This is a genomic window from Streptomyces avidinii (genome assembly GCF_014650695.1).
In the GTDB taxonomy this organism is placed as follows: domain Bacteria; phylum Actinomycetota; class Actinomycetes; order Streptomycetales; family Streptomycetaceae; genus Streptomyces; species Streptomyces avidinii.
Genome location: NZ_BMVL01000004.1, coordinates 350012 through 365711, shown reverse-complemented (window position 1 = coordinate 365711; position 15700 = coordinate 350012). Strand labels below are relative to the sequence as shown.

Annotated in this window: 14 protein-coding genes; 8 read left to right on the top strand and 6 right to left on the bottom strand. The window is 72.6% G+C overall.

Annotation, left to right across the window (positions count from 1 at the left end; all coding sequences use genetic code 11):
* Positions 1 to 57: 57 nt before the first annotated feature.
* Both IE257_RS12620 and IE257_RS12615 read right to left on the bottom strand, forming a co-directional pair.
* A complete protein-coding gene (locus tag IE257_RS12620) occupies positions 58 to 750 on the bottom strand; it encodes an ABC transporter ATP-binding protein (RefSeq protein ID WP_189967877.1) in 693 nt (230 codons plus the stop codon).
* Positions 747 to 1832 carry an ABC transporter permease gene (locus IE257_RS12615; protein WP_189967875.1) on the bottom strand — a complete coding sequence of 362 codons (1086 nt, stop codon included), beginning with the start codon at positions 1830 to 1832 and terminating at the stop codon, positions 747 to 749. The genes IE257_RS12620 and IE257_RS12615 overlap by 4 nt, the downstream gene beginning before the upstream one ends.
* 134 nt (positions 1833 to 1966) lie before the next feature.
* Here IE257_RS12615 and IE257_RS12610 point away from each other — a divergent pair, with 134 nt between their 5' ends.
* Both IE257_RS12610 and IE257_RS12605 read left to right on the top strand, forming a co-directional pair.
* Positions 1967 to 3283 carry a sensor histidine kinase gene (locus IE257_RS12610; protein ID WP_189967873.1) on the top strand — a complete coding sequence of 439 codons (1317 nt, stop codon included), beginning with the start codon at positions 1967 to 1969 and terminating at the stop codon, positions 3281 to 3283.
* Positions 3280 to 3909: a response regulator gene (locus IE257_RS12605; RefSeq protein WP_189967871.1), complete on the top strand. Its 630-nt coding sequence runs from the start codon at positions 3280 to 3282 to the stop codon at positions 3907 to 3909. Before IE257_RS12610 ends, IE257_RS12605 begins: the two co-directional genes overlap by 4 nt.
* On the opposite strand, the gene IE257_RS12600 is transcribed toward IE257_RS12605, so the two are convergent.
* Both IE257_RS12600 and yczR read right to left on the bottom strand, forming a co-directional pair.
* The gene (locus IE257_RS12600; protein ID WP_189967869.1) at positions 3906 to 6221 is read right to left on the bottom strand and encodes a WD40 repeat domain-containing protein; all 2316 of its coding nucleotides are present in this window, start codon (positions 6219 to 6221) and stop codon (positions 3906 to 3908) included. The genes IE257_RS12605 and IE257_RS12600 overlap by 4 nt on opposite strands.
* 136 nt (positions 6222 to 6357) lie before the next feature.
* Positions 6358 to 7845: a MocR-like transcription factor YczR gene (gene yczR, locus IE257_RS12595; protein WP_189967867.1), complete on the bottom strand. Its 1488-nt coding sequence runs from the start codon at positions 7843 to 7845 to the stop codon at positions 6358 to 6360.
* A gap of 88 nt (positions 7846 to 7933) precedes the next feature.
* Here yczR and IE257_RS12590 point away from each other — a divergent pair, with 88 nt between their 5' ends.
* The 5 genes from IE257_RS12590 (at position 7934) to IE257_RS12570 (ending at position 12495) form a co-directional block, all read left to right on the top strand.
* A complete protein-coding gene (locus IE257_RS12590) occupies positions 7934 to 8116 on the top strand; it encodes a hypothetical protein (RefSeq protein WP_189967865.1) in 183 nt (60 codons plus the stop codon).
* Positions 8083 to 8694 carry a nucleotidyltransferase family protein gene (locus tag IE257_RS12585; protein ID WP_189967863.1) on the top strand — a complete coding sequence of 204 codons (612 nt, stop codon included), beginning with the start codon at positions 8083 to 8085 and terminating at the stop codon, positions 8692 to 8694. Before IE257_RS12590 ends, IE257_RS12585 begins: the two co-directional genes overlap by 34 nt.
* A gap of 252 nt (positions 8695 to 8946) precedes the next feature.
* Entirely contained in the window at positions 8947 to 10566 is a 1620-nt protein-coding gene (gene aceB, locus IE257_RS12580; protein ID WP_189967861.1) for a malate synthase A, read from the top strand.
* Positions 10567 to 10843: 277 nt separating this feature from the next.
* Positions 10844 to 12034, top strand: coding sequence for a GDSL-type esterase/lipase family protein (locus IE257_RS12575; protein WP_372453000.1), 1191 nt, complete (start codon positions 10844 to 10846; stop codon positions 12032 to 12034).
* A 113-nt stretch (positions 12035 to 12147) separates the two neighbouring features.
* A complete protein-coding gene (locus IE257_RS12570) occupies positions 12148 to 12495 on the top strand; it encodes a VOC family protein (protein WP_189967857.1) in 348 nt (115 codons plus the stop codon).
* Positions 12496 to 12526: 31 nt separating this feature from the next.
* Here IE257_RS12570 and IE257_RS12565 read toward each other — a convergent pair whose 3' ends face one another.
* The gene (locus IE257_RS12565) at positions 12527 to 12913 is read right to left on the bottom strand and encodes a VOC family protein (RefSeq protein WP_189967855.1); all 387 of its coding nucleotides are present in this window, start codon (positions 12911 to 12913) and stop codon (positions 12527 to 12529) included.
* Between the two features lie 129 nt (positions 12914 to 13042).
* Between IE257_RS12565 and IE257_RS39120 the strand changes: the two genes are divergently transcribed.
* Positions 13043 to 14011: an MTH938/NDUFAF3 family protein gene (locus IE257_RS39120; protein WP_308277848.1), complete on the top strand. Its 969-nt coding sequence runs from the start codon at positions 13043 to 13045 to the stop codon at positions 14009 to 14011.
* Between the two features lie 17 nt (positions 14012 to 14028).
* On the opposite strand, the gene IE257_RS12550 is transcribed toward IE257_RS39120, so the two are convergent.
* Positions 14029 to 15420: a nucleobase:cation symporter-2 family protein gene (locus IE257_RS12550; RefSeq protein ID WP_189967853.1), complete on the bottom strand. Its 1392-nt coding sequence runs from the start codon at positions 15418 to 15420 to the stop codon at positions 14029 to 14031.
* Between the last annotated feature and the right edge of the window lie 280 nt (positions 15421 to 15700).

The window sequence follows — 15700 nt, the reverse complement described above, 5'->3', positions numbered from 1 at the left end:
GCCCCTCGGAGCGAGGGGCCGCCGGGGCCTTCGCGTACGCCGATCGGGGCGCCCGGCTCAGGGCGCCGGGGCCGGCTCCGGGGCGAGCGTCAGGCTCCCGTCCGTCATCGTCGCCGTACGGTCCATCCGCTCCAGGTGGGCGTGGTCGTGCGTGACCAGCACCGTGGCGGTGCCGCGCTCACGGGTGAGGGTGACCAGCAGGTCGAGCACGGCCGCGCCCCGCTCGTGGTCCAGTGCGCTGGTCGGCTCGTCGACCAGCAGTACGGCCGGCTCGTTCATCAGGGCGCGGGCGATGTTGACGCGCTGCCGCTGACCGCCGGAGAGCTGGTGGGGCCTCTTGTCCGCCTTGTCGGCCAGGCCCACCGCCTCCAGCAGCTCCAGCGCGCGGCGGCGCACGGCACGCGCGGGGCGGCCGGAGAGGTGCGCCATGACCTGGAGCTGTTCGGCGGCTGTCAGCGAGGCCAGCAGGTTCGGCTGCTGGAAGACGATGCCGATCTTCTCCCGGCGCAGGGCCGACTTCTCGGCGGGGCCGAGCTCCGTGGTGTCCCGGCCCGCGACGACGACCCGGCCGGAATCCGGGGTGACGAGGGTGGCGGCGACCGCCAGCAGGCTGGACTTGCCGGAGCCGGAGGGGCCTATGACCGCCGTCAGGGTGCCGGCGGGCACCTCAAGGCGGACCGCGTCGAGGGCGGTGAGCCGGCTCTCGCCGTCGGGGTAGGTGAGCGTGACGTCGTGGACGATGAGGGTCATCGGGCGCTCCCGAGGGCGGTCAGCGGGTCGACGGCGGTGATCCGCCGGATGGACAGGGCAGCGCCCAGCGCGCCGAGCAGGATCATGATCGCGGCGGGGACGAGCACCGTGGCGGCGTCGAGGACGAAGGGCACGGGGCCGCCGCTGATCAGTGCGCCGAAGCCGGCCGCGAGCGCGGTGCCCAGCCCGGTGCCGACGGCGAGCATCACGACGGCCTGGCCGAGGGCGTCCCTCAGCAGGTACGGGGTGGAGGCACCCAGTGCCTTCAGCACCGCGATGTCCCCGCTGCGCTGGATCGTCCACACCGTGAAGAAGGCTCCTATGACCAGGGCCGAGATGACGAAGAGGAAGCCGCGCATCAGCTGCAGCGAGCCGTTCTCCGCCTGGTACGAGCCTATGGCGCCGAGCGCCTCGTCGACGGTTCGGGCCCTGGTGCCGGCCGCCTCGTCCGCCGCCGCGAGGTCCACACCGCTGCCGGAGACGGCGACGACGGTGGCGAGGGTGTCGATGGAGGTGCCGGGGTTTCCGATGCGCTGCCAGTCGTTGAGGTCCATCCAGACGACCGGGGTATGACTGTAGGCGGCGGTTCCCGACACGGCGGCCACGGCCAGTTCGAGCGGGCCGATCGTGAGCTGGGCCCCGGCGGTCAGGCCCCCCAGCTCCTTCGCGGCCTTCTCGGTGAGGACCACCTGTCCCTGGGTGAGCCCGGCGCCCCGCGGTGCGAGCCCTCCCGCGGAGTCCACGCCGAAGACCGAGACCGCGGCGGTGCGCTCACCCGAGACGGCGTTGGTGGTGCGGATGCCGAGCGGCTCCGCCGACTTCACGCCGGGCTGTTCCCGCCAGGCCAGCCAGCCGGGCTCGGCCACCTGCGAGTTGGTGAAGGACACCTTCTGGTCCCCGGTGGGCGCGGCGAAGGCCAGGTGTGTGGCGGGCAGGCCGGTGATGGCCGAGATGTTCTCCCGGGCCAGGCCGGAGGTGAGCCCGGACAGCAGGCCGACCAGCAGCGTGATGAGCAGCACGACCGACCCCATGAGGGCGAAGCGGCCCTTGGCGAACCGTAGATCTCTCCATGCGACGAACATGTTCCCCACCTTGGTCTTCCGCGTGGACACAAGGCATCGCGCCACAGTAGTGATCCTCGTATCGAAGGGTGCGCCCGGACATCAAACTTTCGGTTGACCGGGGCGGGTCCGCCCCCACTTACGCTGGTCCGGTCATGACTTCTCCCACCCGTTCGCCCGTTTCCTCGACCACGCGCGCCCTCACCCCCGTCTCGAAGGTGCTGCGGCTGTGCCTGCACGCGCTGTTCTTCGGGCTGCTCGCGCTCGCCGCCGGGCGCGCCGTCGCCGACTCCGCGCCCCGGGCCGGCTGGGTGACGGCCGCCTGCGCGGTGCTCGCCGCCGTCTACGTGGGCGGCGTACGGGCCCCCGTCGTGCACAGCTCGCCGCGCGCCGGGGCGCTGTGGCTGACCGGGCTCGGCGCGGCCTGGGCGGCGCTGCTCGCCGTCTCCTCCGACGGGCTGTGGATCGCCTTCCCGCTGTACTTCCTGGAGCTGCACCTGCTGCGGCTGCGCTGGGGGGTCACGGCCGTCGCGGTGACCGCCTGCGCGGCCATCGGCGGGTACCTCGCGCACAGTGACGCGGTGACCCCGGGGGCCTTCCTCGGGCCGCTGCTGGGCGGGGCGGTGGCGGTGGCGACCGTACTGGGCTACCAGGCGCTGTACCGGGAGAGCGAGCGCCGCCGGGAGCTGATCGAGGAACTGATCACCACCCGGGCCGAGCTGGCCGCGGCGGAGCGCAGTGCCGGGATCCTGGCCGAGCGGGAGCGGCTGGCCCGGGAGATCCACGACACCCTCGCCCAGGGGTTGTCGTCCATCCAGCTGCTGCTGCGGGCCGCCGAGCGGGCGCTGCCGGACGGGGCTCCGGCGCTGGAGCACATCGGCCGGGCGCGGGAGGCGGCCCAGGACAACCTCGCCGAGGCGCGTCGCTTCGTCCGGGCCCTCACCCCGCCGGACCTGGAGCACGGGTCTCTCGCGGCCGCGCTGGAACGGCTGTGTTCGGGGGTTCCGGGGCCGCGGGTGCGGTTCTCGCTGAGCGGCAGCCCGCGGGTGCTGCCCACCCCCTACGAGGTGGCGCTGCTGCGGATCGCGCAGTCGGCGCTGGCCAATGTGGTGCGGCACGCGCGGGCCGGGCGCGCCGAGATCACCCTGACCTTCATGGACGCCTCGGTCACCCTCGACGTCGTCGACGACGGTCACGGCTTCGATCCATCCTCGGTCACGTCGGGATCCTCGGGCTCGGGCGACGGCGGCTTCGGGCTGCCCGCCATGCGTTCGCGCGCCGAGACCCTGGGCGGGCTGTTCACCGTGGAGTCCGCCCCCGGGCAGGGCACCGCGGTGGCCGTCACCCTGCCGCTGCCCCTGGAGCACGTGGAACACCCGGCACACGCGGCGGACACCGCGCACACCACGCACACCACGCACACCACGCACACCACACGATCGGAACATCCGGACGCAGTGGAGGCCCTGTGACCATCCGTCTCCTGCTCGCCGACGACCACCCGGTGGTCCGGGCCGGGCTCCGCGCGGTGCTGGACACCGAACCGGACTTCGCGGTGGTGGCCGAGGCCGCCACCGCCGAGCGGGCGGTGGAGCTGGCCGCCTGCGAGGCGGTGGACGTGGTGCTGATGGACCTCCAGTTCGGTCGCGGCATGCACGGTTCGGAGGCGACGGCCCTGATCACCGCCCGCCCCGGCGCGCCCCGGGTGCTGGTGCTGACCACGTACGACACGGACGCGGACATCCTGGCGGCCGTCGAGGCGGGTGCCTCGGGCTACCTGCTCAAGGACGCCCCGCCGGAGGAGCTGGCGGCGGCCGTACGGACGGCCGCGGCGGGCCAGTCGGCGCTGGCTCCGGCGGTGGCGCTGCGCCTGATGGACCGGATGCGCACCCCGGCGGAGGCGCTGACGAAGCGGGAGCTGGAGGTGCTGCAGCTGGTCGCGGACGGCCTGTCGAACCAGCAGATCTCCAAGGAGCTGTTCCTCAGCCAGGCCACGGTCAAGTCCCACCTGGTGCACGTCTACGCCAAGCTGGGTGTCGACTCCCGCACCTCGGCGGTCGCGGCGGCCGCCACCCGCCGCCTGATCCGCACGCCTTAGGCCGCGTCCAGGACGGCGACCTCCCGGCCGAAGCAGACGACGAGCCGGCCGTCGGGGTCCCGGGCCAGGTCGGAGACCGGCTGCGGAAAGGGCAGCGGGGCGCAGAGCGGCTCGCCGGAGCGCAGGTCCCAGGCCCGTACCGTCGCGTCGCCGGGAAGGGCGGCAACGACGGCCGGGCTGCCCGCCACCACCGCGGTGGTCATCGCGCTCACCCATCCGGAGCCGACCGCCGCAGCATCTGCGGCGCTGATGGCCCGACCGAGCTGCTCGCCGGTGAGCAGGTCCCAGACCCGTACCGTGCCGTCCCGGCCGCCGGTGGCGGCCACCGGCCTGCCGTCCAGTGTTCCGGGCGCCACGGCCTGCACCCAGGCGCGGTGGCCGCGGAGCGACCGGTCCAGCTCCTCGCCGCTCTCCACGTCCCAGATCCGCACGACGCAGTCGGCGCCGCCCACGAGGACGACCGGCCTGCCCGCCAGCACCGTGGTCGCCAGGGCCGCGGCCTCCTCGTGGTGCCCGGGCAGCGCCGGGCCGCGCTGCTGCCCCGTGCCCAGGTCCCGGATCCGTACGAGGCCGTCGTCGCCGCCCGTGACGGCCAGGGGCCGGCCGGCCAGGACGGCGGTGGCCACCGCCCTCACCGGTCCCTCGTGCCCCGGCAACGGCTCGGCCGCCTGCGCACCGGTGCGCAGGTTCCAGACCCGCAGGACGCCTTCGGAGTCGCCCGCGACCGCCACGGCGTCACCCTCCACAAAGGCCGCGGCCACCGCTTCCACCGCGCCGTCATGGTCCGTCAGCGGCCGTCCGCGCTGCTGCCCCGTGTCCAGGTCCCAGACCCGTACGGTGCGGTCGTCACCTCCGGTCAGGGCGACCCGGCGGCCGTCCAGCACGGCCGTGGCGACGGATGTGACCGGTCCGGCGTGACCCCTGACCGGGTCTCCCAACCGCCGGTCGGCGGCCAGGTCCCAGATGCGCACCGTGCCGTCCTCGCCGCCGGTGACGGCCACCGGCCGGTCCTCGGCCACACCGCTCGCCACCATGGTCACGGCTGCGCTGTGACCGGTGAGGCAGATGCCGGGCCGCGCACCGGTGCCGAGGTCCCAGATCCGTACCGCGCCGTCGTCACCTCCGGTGACGGCGAGGGCGGGCTCGGCCGGCGCGGTGGTGGCCACGGCACGCACCCTGCCCTCGTGCCCGGTGCGGGCCGGGCCCAGCGGCCCGCCGGATTCCAGGTCGCGGACCTCGACGGCGCCGTCGAGGTCGCCGGTCACGGTGACGGGGCGGCCGTGGACCGTCCCCATGGCGAGCGCGGTGACCCCGCCGCCGGGCGCGCCGGACGCGGGGTGGTCGCGCTGCGTGCCCGTGGGCAGGTCCCAGACCCGGAGCGTGCCGTCGCTGTTGGTGACGGCGAGCGGCCGGCCCTCCACCTGCGCGGTCGCCACCCAGCCCGTGGCCTCCACCCCGTCGTCCCAGACCGGGTTCTCCAGCGGCCGGCCGAGCCACCGGCCGGTGCGCAGGTCCCAGATCCGTACGGTGCCTGCTTCGTCGTCGCCCGTGAGAACGACGGGCCGGCCGTCGATCTCAGTGGTGGCCAGGGCCGTGACCGGGCCGCTGTGACCGGTGAGCGGGAGCCCCACCGGCTCACCGCTGCGCAGGTCCCAGATCCGTGCCGTCCCGTCGCGGCCGCCGGTGACGGCGGTCGGCCGGCCGTCGAGCACGGCCGTGGCCACCGCTTCCACGGCGCCGCCGTGGGAGTCGAGAGGCGGCCCCAGCGGGGCGCCGGTGCACAGGTCCCACCGCCGTACGGTGCCGTCCGCGTGTCCGGTGACGGCGAGCGGCCGGTGCTCGACCGCCGCTACGGCCACAGCCGTCACCGGGTCGGCGCGACCGCCGAGGAAGCCCCGCAAACAGGCGCTGACCTGGGATCCGGTGGCCCAGCCGACGCGCCACGGCAAGGCCGAGGCCGATGCCGAGGCCGGCCCTTCCCCCCGATCCGCGGCCCGATCCGCGGCCAGATCCGAGGCCAGCTGCCGGGCGCCCCAGCGGGCCGCATCCAGCGCGAGCAGCCACCGCCTGGCCTCCGGTCCGGCCTCGGCGTGCCGGTACGCGGAGGTGTACCAGACCGCCGCGGCGAGGCGGGCCGGCGCACTGCGGGCCCGGGCCAGGAGGGGCAGCAGCAGCTGCGGATCGGCGCGGACCAGGAAGTCCGCCCGGGTCAGCAGCTCATCGAGGGTGCCGGTGTCGGCGGCCTCCCGGGCGATCTCGGCCCACCGGTCCGCTTCCGGCCGCGGCGGTGGCGGCGAAGCCTGCGTGTTCACCTCGGCCTCCCGACGTGAGCCCCCGGGCCCGGGCCCGGGCCCGGGCCGAAGACCTGCGGCCATGGCACCCGACCAGGTCTTCATTATGTGACGCTCCACCGAACGGGGCGCGAGCCGGGCCGACCGGCCGGACGGCCTACGCGACCCAGTGCGGGCGCTCCACCGCCGAAGCCAGCGGGACGCCGTCGTGGAAGGCGCTCGCGAGGCGGCGGATGCCCTCGTCGAGGCGGTCGGCGGGGAGCGTGTACGGGATCCGAAGGCGGTGCTCGAAGGTTCCCGGGTCCACCCCGAAGCGCGCGCCGCGGCCGATGTGCACTCCGGCCGCGGCGGCCCGCTCGGCCAGGGCGGAGCTGACCGGTTCGCCCAGGTCGACCCAGAGCGAGAGGCCGCCCGGCGGGACCTGCCAGGACCATTCGGGGGTGTGCCGCCGGAGCGACTGCACCAGGGCCTCGCGCTGGATCCGCAGCTGCGTCAGCCGTGCGGGCAGTTCCCGGTCCATGCCGTCCAGCAGGGGGAGGGCGACGAGCTGGTCGAGGACCGATCCCGTCATGTCGGCGGAGACCCGTACGGCCGTCAGCTCCGTGATCATCTTCGCGCCGGCCCGGATCCACCCCACGCGCAGCCCGCCCCAGTGCGTCTTGCTGAGCGAACCGATGGTGATCACGTGGTCCGCGCCGCCGCGCGGGGCGAGGGAGGCCAGTGGCGCGGGCGCGGGCACGTCCAGGGCGATGTCGGCGATGGTCTCGTCGACCACCAACCAGGTCCCGGTCGCCCGGGTCGTCGCGAGCAGCCGCAGCCGCTGCTCCGGCGGCATCAGCGCACCCGTCGGGTTGTGGAAGTCGGGGATCACGTACGCCAGCCTCGGCACGGTCTGGCGCAGGGTCGACTCGGCAATCCCCATGTCCCAGCCCGCGTCGGAGACGGCGATGGATCCGGTGCGCAGCCGTGCGTGGCGCAGGGCGTCGAGGGCGTTGGCGTAGGTCGGGTTCTCGGTGACGACCCGGTCGCCGGGCCGGCAGAGCAGGCTGACGACCAGCGTGAAGGCCTGCTGGGCCCCGGCCGTGACCAGGATCTGCTCGGGGCGCGTGGGCAGGCCGCGCCGGGTGAAGCGGTCGGCCACCACGCTCCGCAGGTCGGGCAGGCCGAAGGGGTGGTAGCCGGGGGTCCGGGCGAGCCCGGGCAGCCGGGGCGCGGCCCGGGCCAGGGCGTCGGCGAGGCTGCCCTCCGGGGCGCCCATGGCGGCGATGGCGAGGTCGACGCCGGGATCGCCGTCGGCGCTGTGGCCGCCGGCGCCGAGGAGCGCATGGGCTCCGACCGGGCGGTGTCCGTCGGGGAGCTCGGTCCAGGTGCCGGAGCCGCGCCGGCTGCGTACGTAGCCGCTCTCGCGCAGCAGGTCGTAGGCGCCGGTGACGGTGGCCCGGCTCGCACCGACCGCCTCGGCGAGCTCGCGTTCGGCGGGAAGCCGGACGTGCAGGGCGACGCGGCCGTCGAGGATCAGGGTGCGGACGGCGTCGGCGAGCGCCCGGTAGCCGGGGCGGGCCAGGACGTCGGCGGGCAGCAGGGCCGCGAGCTGGCGGCTGCCCATGGTTCTGTCCGCTGTCTGGACCACTCGCCCGTTTGCCATGCCAACCTCCCCTGATTGGCTCTGACGGCCAGGCCAATCGAGGACCAGACTCGCCTTATTGGCCCCCGATTGGCAAGGAGACGCCGAGATGCTGACCGACCGTGACGAACGCGCCCTGTTGTCCGCCGCCGAGGACCGGATCGCGCGTCCGCTGCGGATCGGCGCCGCGCTGACCTCCGTACGCCGCTCCCTGGCGCGGCGGTCACGCGGGTTCGCGCAGGAGCGAGAATCGGTGGCATGTCAGCCAACGCGCACTCCGACGCACCCCTGATCGCGGGCCTGCTCCTGGCCGCCGGCGGCGGCCGCCGGCTCGGCGGGCGGCCGAAGGCCCTGCTCCCCTATCGCGACCGCCCGCTGGTCGAGAACGCCGTGCGCGTCCTGCGCGAAGCGGGCTGCGGCCCGGTGCACGTGGTGCTCGGCGCCTCGGCGGCCGAGGTCCGCGAGCGCGCCGACCTGTCCGGCTGCGTGGTCGTGGACAACCCGGACTGGGCGCAGGGGATGGGCTCCTCGCTGCGGGTCGGCCTGACCTCGCTGGCCGGTACGGGAGCCCGCGCGGCGCTGGTCTCGCTCGTGGACCAGCCGGGCATCGGCCCGGCGGCCGTGGCCCGGGTGCTCCGGGCGTACCGCTCCCCCACCAGCCTGGTGGCGGCGGCCTACGCCGGGGAGCGCGGCCATCCCGTGCTGTTCGGCGCGGACCGCTGGGCCGACATCGCAGCGACGGCGACCGGCGACAAGGGCGCGCGGGTGCACCTTGCGCGACATGCCGGGGAGCTCATGCTGGTGGAGTGTGCGGACATCGCGGAGGCCTTCGACATCGACACGCCGCCCGACCTGGCACGACTCCTCTGAGCACGGCGTGACGACCTTGGCACTGAGGGCCACCAAGAAGCGGAATCTGTCGACTCAGAGAATCTCGACATCAACAAACCATTGAACTTCCACCATGAGGAAATTACTATCCACTGGTCAGAAGCGCCCTGAACCCCCAGACGGCGCCCGCGACCGTACTCCGGAACTCTCCACACCCGACGGCACTGCGTGCCGTCTCGCGCGAGCATTCCCCCGCGGCCGCCAGGCACCGCCGCTGAAGGAGTGACAGATATGTCCGCACCAGCGCCGTCCCCGCTGGCCATCGTCGACGCCGAGCCCCTGCCCCGGCAGGACGAAGTCCTCACCGAAGCGGCACTCGCCTTCGTGGCCGAGCTGCACCGGCGGTTCGCCCCCCGCCGCACCGAGCTCCTCGCCCGTCGCGGCGAGCGCCGTGCCGAGATCGCCCGGACCTCCACCCTCGACTTCCTCCCGGACACCGCACAGGTCCGCGAGGGCGACTGGAAGGTGGCGCCGGCCCCGGCCGCGCTGAACGACCGTCGCGTGGAGATCACCGGTCCGACGGACCGCAAGATGACCATCAACGCCCTGAACTCGGGCGCCAAGGTCTGGCTCGCCGACTTCGAGGACGCCTCGGCTCCCACCTGGGAGAACGTCGTCCTCGGCCAGCTGAACCTCATCGACGCCTACGAGCGCCGCATCGACTTCACCGACCCCCGCACGGGCAAGGCGTACGCACTGAAGCCCGCCGCCGAGCTCGCGACCGTCGTCATGCGGCCGCGCGGCTGGCACCTGGAGGAGCGTCACCTGCGGTTCGAGGGCGGCCCCGCCTCCGGCTCGCTCGTGGACTTCGGGCTCTACTTCTTCCACAACGCGAAGCGCCTGATCGACCTCGGCAAGGGCCCGTACTTCTACCTGCCGAAGACGGAATCGCACCTGGAGGCGCGCCTCTGGAACGAGATCTTCGTCTTCGCCCAGGACTACGTCGGCATCCCCCAGGGCACCGTCCGCGCGACCGTCCTGATCGAGACGATCACCGCCGCGTACGAGATGGAGGAGATCCTCTACGAGCTGCGCGACCACGCGGCCGGTCTGAACGCGGGCCGCTGGGACTACCTCTTCTCCATCGTCAAGAACTTCCGTGACGGCGGCGAGAAGTTCGTCCTGCCGGACCGCAACGCGGTGACGATGACCGCTCCGTTCATGCGGGCGTACACCGAACTACTGGTCCGCACCTGCCACAAGCGCGGCGCGCACGCCATCGGCGGCATGGCGGCCTTCATCCCGTCCCGCAAGGACGCCGAGGTCAACAAGGTCGCCTTCGAGAAGGTCAAGGCCGACAAGGACCGCGAGGCGGGCGACGGCTTCGACGGCTCCTGGGTCGCCCACCCCGACCTGGTCCCGATCGCGATGGCCTCGTTCGACGCGGTGCTCGGCGAGAAGCCGAACCAGAAGGACCGCCTGCGCGAGGACGTCTCGGTGGCCCCGGGCGAGCTCATCGCGATCGACTCCCTGGACGCGCGGCCGACGTACGAGGGCCTGCGCAACGCGGTCCAGGTCGGCATCCGCTACATCGAGGCGTGGCTGCGCGGCCTCGGCGCCGTCGGCATCTTCGGCCTGATGGAGGACGCGGCCACCGCCGAGATCTCGCGCTCGCAGATCTGGCAGTGGATCAACGCGGGTGTCGTCTTCGAGAACGGCGAGACGGCCACCGCCGATCTGACCCGCAAGATCGCCGCCGAGGAACTGGCAGCCATCCGCGCCGAGGTCGGCGAGGAGGCCTTCGCGGCCGGCAAGTGGAACCAGGCCCACGACCTCCTGCTCCAAGTCTCCCTGGACGCGGACTACGCGGACTTCCTCACCCTCCCCGCATACGACCAGCTGGTCGGCTGAGACCGGGGTTCGACCGAGACGCACAGCGGTCGAAACCCGTCGGCTCCGCCCCCGTCGCCTCACGGCACGGGGGCGGAGCCGTTTGCGTTCCACAACGGGAGGGGCGGACTCCCGAACGACCGGTCGGTCGTTACTCGTTCGTAACTTGCCTGTACCTAGCGGTAACAAGCGGGCCCGTGTCACCTTTCCGATGCCACCGGCCGGCGGTACCCCCACTTCCCAGCCACGCGACGCAGTCGTCGCCGACTTCGGCGTGGCCGAACGCAGGAGTTCCGCAGTGATCGGATTCCGCAACGTCAGCAAGGACCGGGACCGCAGTCGGGTGCGACGACTGGCCGGGGCCGGCTTGGTCGTGCCGCTCGCCGCCAGCGCGCTGCTGGCCGGCGGAGCCGGAACCTCGGCCGCCAGCCCCGGGACCGGACCCACCGCCGTGGTGTCCATGGGCGACAGCTACATCTCCGGCGAGGCCGGCCGCTGGAAGGGCAACAGCCTGACCAACAGCGGGAACCGGAACGGGACCGACCGGGGCTGGGTCAGCGGCAGCACCTACGATCCCGGCAAGGTCTACGGGACCACCGCCGGCGGATGCCACCGCTCCGACTCCGCCGAGGTGCGCAGCGCCGGGGCGATCGCCGACGTCGCCGTCAACCTGGCCTGCTCGGGGGCGGTCTCGGACAACGTGTTCCGCGCCTCCAACGGCGGTGTCTCCTACAAGGGCGAGGCCCCGCAGGCCGATCAGCTGGCCGCGGTGGCCGCGAGCCACAACGTCAAGGTCATCGCCCTGTCCATCGGCGGGAACGACCTCGGCTTCGCCGACATCATCAAGGACTGCGCGCTCGACTTCGTCATCTGGAACTCGTACTGCTACGACGACCAGCAGTACGGCGTCGACCAGAAGATCGACGCGGTCATGGGCAACGTCGGCAAGTCCGTGGACGAGATCCGGGCCGTGATGCGCACTGCCGGGTACGCGGACTCCGGGTACCGGATCGTGCTGCAGTCCTACCCGTCGCCGATCCCGCGCGGCGCGGAGAACCGCTACACGCAGAGCGACTGGAGCCGGCTCAACAGCGGCGGCTGCCCCTTCTGGAACCGGGACTCGGACTGGGCGCGGGACTCGCTGGTGCCGCAGATAGCGGGCCGGATCAAGGCGGCCGCGGCGGCCAAGGGCGTGCAGTTCCTGGACCTGCGGGACATGATGCAGGGCCGCGAGGTGTGTGCGAAGGCGAGCAAGCAGGTGACTTCCGCGGTGCCGGCCTCGGCGAAGACGAGCGAGTGGGCGCGCTGGATCGACAACAACGAGACGCAGGGGCTGATCCAGGAGTCCATGCACCCGAACTACTTCGGCCAGCTGGCCGCGGGGCGCTGCCTGGCCCTGGTCGTCGCGCAGCCCGCGAGCTCCGGCTTCAGCTGCAAGAACACCGCGGGCGCGGACCAGACGGGCATGTTCTTGACCCCGGCGCCGTGACCCGGCGCCGTGACCGCGACCCTGTGACCCCGGCCCCGTAGGGCTGTCTCCGGGCGTGACGTGGGCGACCATGGGCTTACGCACCATACGTTCCGTCGCGCCGGGAGCCGTCGATGTCCGTTCGCCGTGTCGTACCCAACGTCCAGTCGAAGAGCCTGGCGCGGAGCCGGGAGTTCTACGGCCTGCTGGGCTTCGAGGAGGTCATGGACCACGGGTGGATCGTGACGCTCGCGTCCCCCTCCCGGCCGGCGGCCCAGGTCAGCGTCATGACCGGGGACAGGACGGCGCCGGTCACACCCGACATGAGCGTGGAGGTGGACGACGTCGACGCGGCCTACGCGGTCGTGCGCGCGAGCGGTGCGGAGATCGTGCACCCCCTCCAGGACGAGGAGTGGGGGGTGCGTCGGTTCTTCGTACGCGACCCCGACGGCCGGGTCGTCAACGTCCTGGGCCACCTGTGATCGACCGGCGGAGCACGACGGCCGGGCCCGGTCAGGGCCCGCCGTTGAGCACGGACAGGATGTTGCCCGCCGGGTCCTTGAACCAGGCGATGGTGGGCGTGCCCTCATCGCCGTGCACGATGCCCTTGGCGTCCGCCTCGAAGCCCTCGTAGCGTTCGAAGGTGACACCGCGGGCGGTCAGCTCGTCGACGGCCCGTTCCACGTCGTCCACGGGGAAGTTCAAGATCGTATAGACCGCGGGCCGGTGGTCCTCCTTCGGGTAGACCATGACCGTCGTGCCGCCCGCGAGGTCCAGGCGGAGCAGGCCCATCTCCTCGTCCTGCGAGACGCTCAGGCCGAGGGTCGTGCCGTAGAACTCCTTGGCCCTGTCCAGGTCGTCGACCGCGAATCCGCTGAATGCCCTGCTGTTTTCGAACATGGCCCTTCCTTCGGTCCGGGGCACCCCGCTTCCCATGCTCCCCCCGGGACGGCCCGGAGTCGATTCCGCACACCGGCGCCCGCGGAAAACGGGGTGAGCGGTGGCGCGGGATGCTGGCATCCTCGGCGCATGGCAGCCCGCACCGCACGTCCCAGCCTGTACATCTCCGTCGACATCGAGGCCGACGGACCCATTCCCGGACCGTATTCGATGATCAGCTTCGGGGCCTCGGTCGCGGGACGTCAGGACGGGTCTTCGTATACGGCCGCCGATCCGGAACAGCTCACCTTCTATCGGGAGTTGCGTCCCATCAGCGAGGAGTTCGTGCCCGAGGCGCTGGCCGTGAGCGGGTTGGACCGCGACCGGCTGGTGCGGGAAGGCACCGATCCGGCGGTGGCCATGACCGAGTTCCGGGCCTGGGTACGGGAGGTGTCCGCGGGGGCGCAGCCGGTGATGTGCGGTTATCCGGCGTCCTTCGACTGGACCTTCCTGTACTGGTACCTGATCCGCTTCGGCGCGGACAGCCCCTTCGGCCACTCCGGGTGCCTGGACATGAAGACGCTCTACGCGACGAAGGCGCGGGTGCCGCTGCGGGCCGCCGTGAAGGGCCGGATGCCGCGCGCACTGCTGTCGCGCCGCCGCCACACGCACCACGCCCTGGACGACGCGATCGAACAGGCCGAGCTGATGAGCAACTTGATGCTGTGGACTCCCCCGGTGCCGGAACCGGACGCGGAGCGGTCCCCGCGCATCACGCACCTCTCGTGGGGCCGGATCGAGGCCGAAGGGCTCGCCCCCGGCAAGGACTTCAGGCTCTACCCGGGCGGCGGCCGCCCCTGGGACTGGTTTGAGCACGGCACGCGGCACGAGCCCGGCGTCCAGCCGCAGGAGGTGCGCGAGTTCCTCGACCTGGGGGTGACGGCGGTGGTGCTGAGCCAGGGCATGGACCAGCGCCTCGGGATCGCCCGGCAGACGGTGGAGGTGCTGCGGGCGGCCGGGGTCGAGGTGCACGTGGCGGAGACGACCGCGGCGGTGGAGGTCTACAACCGGCTGGCCGCCACCGAGCGGGTCGCCGGCCTGTTCCACTCGACCTGCTGACGGGGGCGGGTCGGGCGTCAGTGCACCGGCACCGGGTCCGGAGCGGCCCCCGAGGCCGCGCCCTTCCTGGCGCCGAGGTGGTTGAAGGCCAGGTTCAGCAGGATGGCCACGACGCAGCCGGTGCTGATGCCGGAGTCGAGGACGACCAGCAGGTCCTTCGGGAAGGCGTGGTAGAACTCCGGCGCGGCGATCGGGATCAGGCCGATGCCCACGGAGGCGGCGACGATCAGGGCGTTCTCGCCCTTCTCCATGGCCGCCCCGGCCAGGGTCTGGATGCCGCTGGCCGCGACCGAGCCGAAGAGCACGATGCCGGCGCCACCGAGGACGGGCAGCGGGACCACTCCGATGACGGAGGCCGCCATCGGGCACAGGCCCAGCAGGATCAGGATGCCTCCGCCCGCGGCGACGACGAAGCGGCTGCGCACCTTGGTCATGGCGACCAGACCGATGTTCTGGGCGAAGGCGCTGCACATGAACCCGTTGAACAGCGGGCTGATCGCGCTGCCGAGGGTGTCGGCGCGCAGCCCGCCCTCGATGGTCTTCGCGTCCGCAGGACGGCCGACGATCCTGCCCAGCGCCAGGATGTCGGCGGTGGACTCGGTCATGCAGACCAGCATGACGATGCACATCGAAATGACGGCGGCGACCTGGAACTGCGGGGCGCCGAAGTGGAAGGGGCTCGGGAAGCCGACCACCGAGGCGTTCCTGACCGCGTCGAAGTCGGTCATGCCGAGCGGGAGGGCGATGAGCGTGCCCGCGACGAGGCCGAGCAGGATGGATATCTGCTGGAGGAAGCCGCGCAGGAACTTGCGCATCAGCAGGACGATGACCAGGGTGGCGGCAGCCATGCCGATGTTCCGCATGGAGCCGTAGTCGCCGGCGGTGCGGTTCCCGCCCTGCGACCAGTTGAAGGCGACGGGCAGCAGCGAGACGCCGATGAGGGTGATGACCGTACCCGTCACGACCGGTGGGAAGAAACGGACGAGTTTGCCGAAGTAGGGGGCGGCGAAGAAGCCGATGACCCCGGCGACGATGATCGCGCCGAAGATGACGGGGATGGCATCGTCCCCCTCCCCCTTGCCGATCGCGATCATCGGGGTCACACCGGCGAAGGACACGCCGTTGACGAAGGGGAGTTTGGCGCCGATCTTCCAGAACCCGAGGGTCTGGAGGAGGGTGGCGAGGCCGGCGGTGAAGAGCGAGGCGCCCATCAGGAAGGCGGTCTCGGAGGCGGAGAGTCCGACGGCGGGGCCGACGATCATGGGCGGGGCCACGACACCCGCGTACATGGCGGCCACGTGCTGGAGGCCGCTCGTGAACATCTTCAGGGGAGGCAGGGTCTCGTCGACCGGATGCTTCTCCTCCGGTACTGCGACTGCTTCTTTGCGAAACCTGGGCGGCAGGGCCACGGCTTCCTCCGGTCGGGTAACACGTCGGCAGGGACGTGGGTGTCTTGGAGGTGGTGCGAAAGCGGTGCGAGTCGAGCCTGTATGCGGTTGTGGGTGGTGCTACTGCTGGTCCCAAGGGGTGCGGAAACGATTCGCCCGATCTTCGCTTCCGCGCTGCGGTCCGGCTCCCGGCTCCGGCCGGAACCGGATCGTGAGCTGGAGGTGCCGCGGCAGTGGCGCGAGATGCGCGCCGTAGAGCTGGTGGCACGAGTCACCGCCCCCGGGGGCGCCTTCGGATCTC

Bases quoted from the DNA above. Each gene is read 5' to 3' on its own strand.
- yczR (WP_189967867.1), bottom strand. From the start codon at position 7,845: ATGGCAAACGGGCGAGTGGTCCAGACAGCGGACAGAACCATGGGCAGC.
- IE257_RS12590 (WP_189967865.1), top strand. From the start codon at position 7,934: ATGCTGACCGACCGTGACGAACGCGCCCTGTTGTCCGCCGCCGAGGAC.
- IE257_RS12615 (WP_189967875.1), bottom strand. From the start codon at position 1,832: ATGTTCGTCGCATGGAGAGATCTACGGTTCGCCAAGGGCCGCTTCGCC.
- aceB (WP_189967861.1), top strand. From the start codon at position 8,947: ATGTCCGCACCAGCGCCGTCCCCGCTGGCCATCGTCGACGCCGAGCCC.
- IE257_RS12565 (WP_189967855.1), bottom strand. From the start codon at position 12,913: ATGTTCGAAAACAGCAGGGCATTCAGCGGATTCGCGGTCGACGACCTG.
- IE257_RS12610 (WP_189967873.1), top strand. From the start codon at position 1,967: ATGACTTCTCCCACCCGTTCGCCCGTTTCCTCGACCACGCGCGCCCTC.
- IE257_RS12585 (WP_189967863.1), top strand. From the start codon at position 8,083: ATGTCAGCCAACGCGCACTCCGACGCACCCCTGATCGCGGGCCTGCTC.
- IE257_RS39120 (WP_308277848.1), top strand. From the start codon at position 13,043: ATGGCAGCCCGCACCGCACGTCCCAGCCTGTACATCTCCGTCGACATC.
- IE257_RS12570 (WP_189967857.1), top strand. From the start codon at position 12,148: ATGTCCGTTCGCCGTGTCGTACCCAACGTCCAGTCGAAGAGCCTGGCG.
- IE257_RS12620 (WP_189967877.1), bottom strand. From the start codon at position 750: ATGACCCTCATCGTCCACGACGTCACGCTCACCTACCCCGACGGCGAG.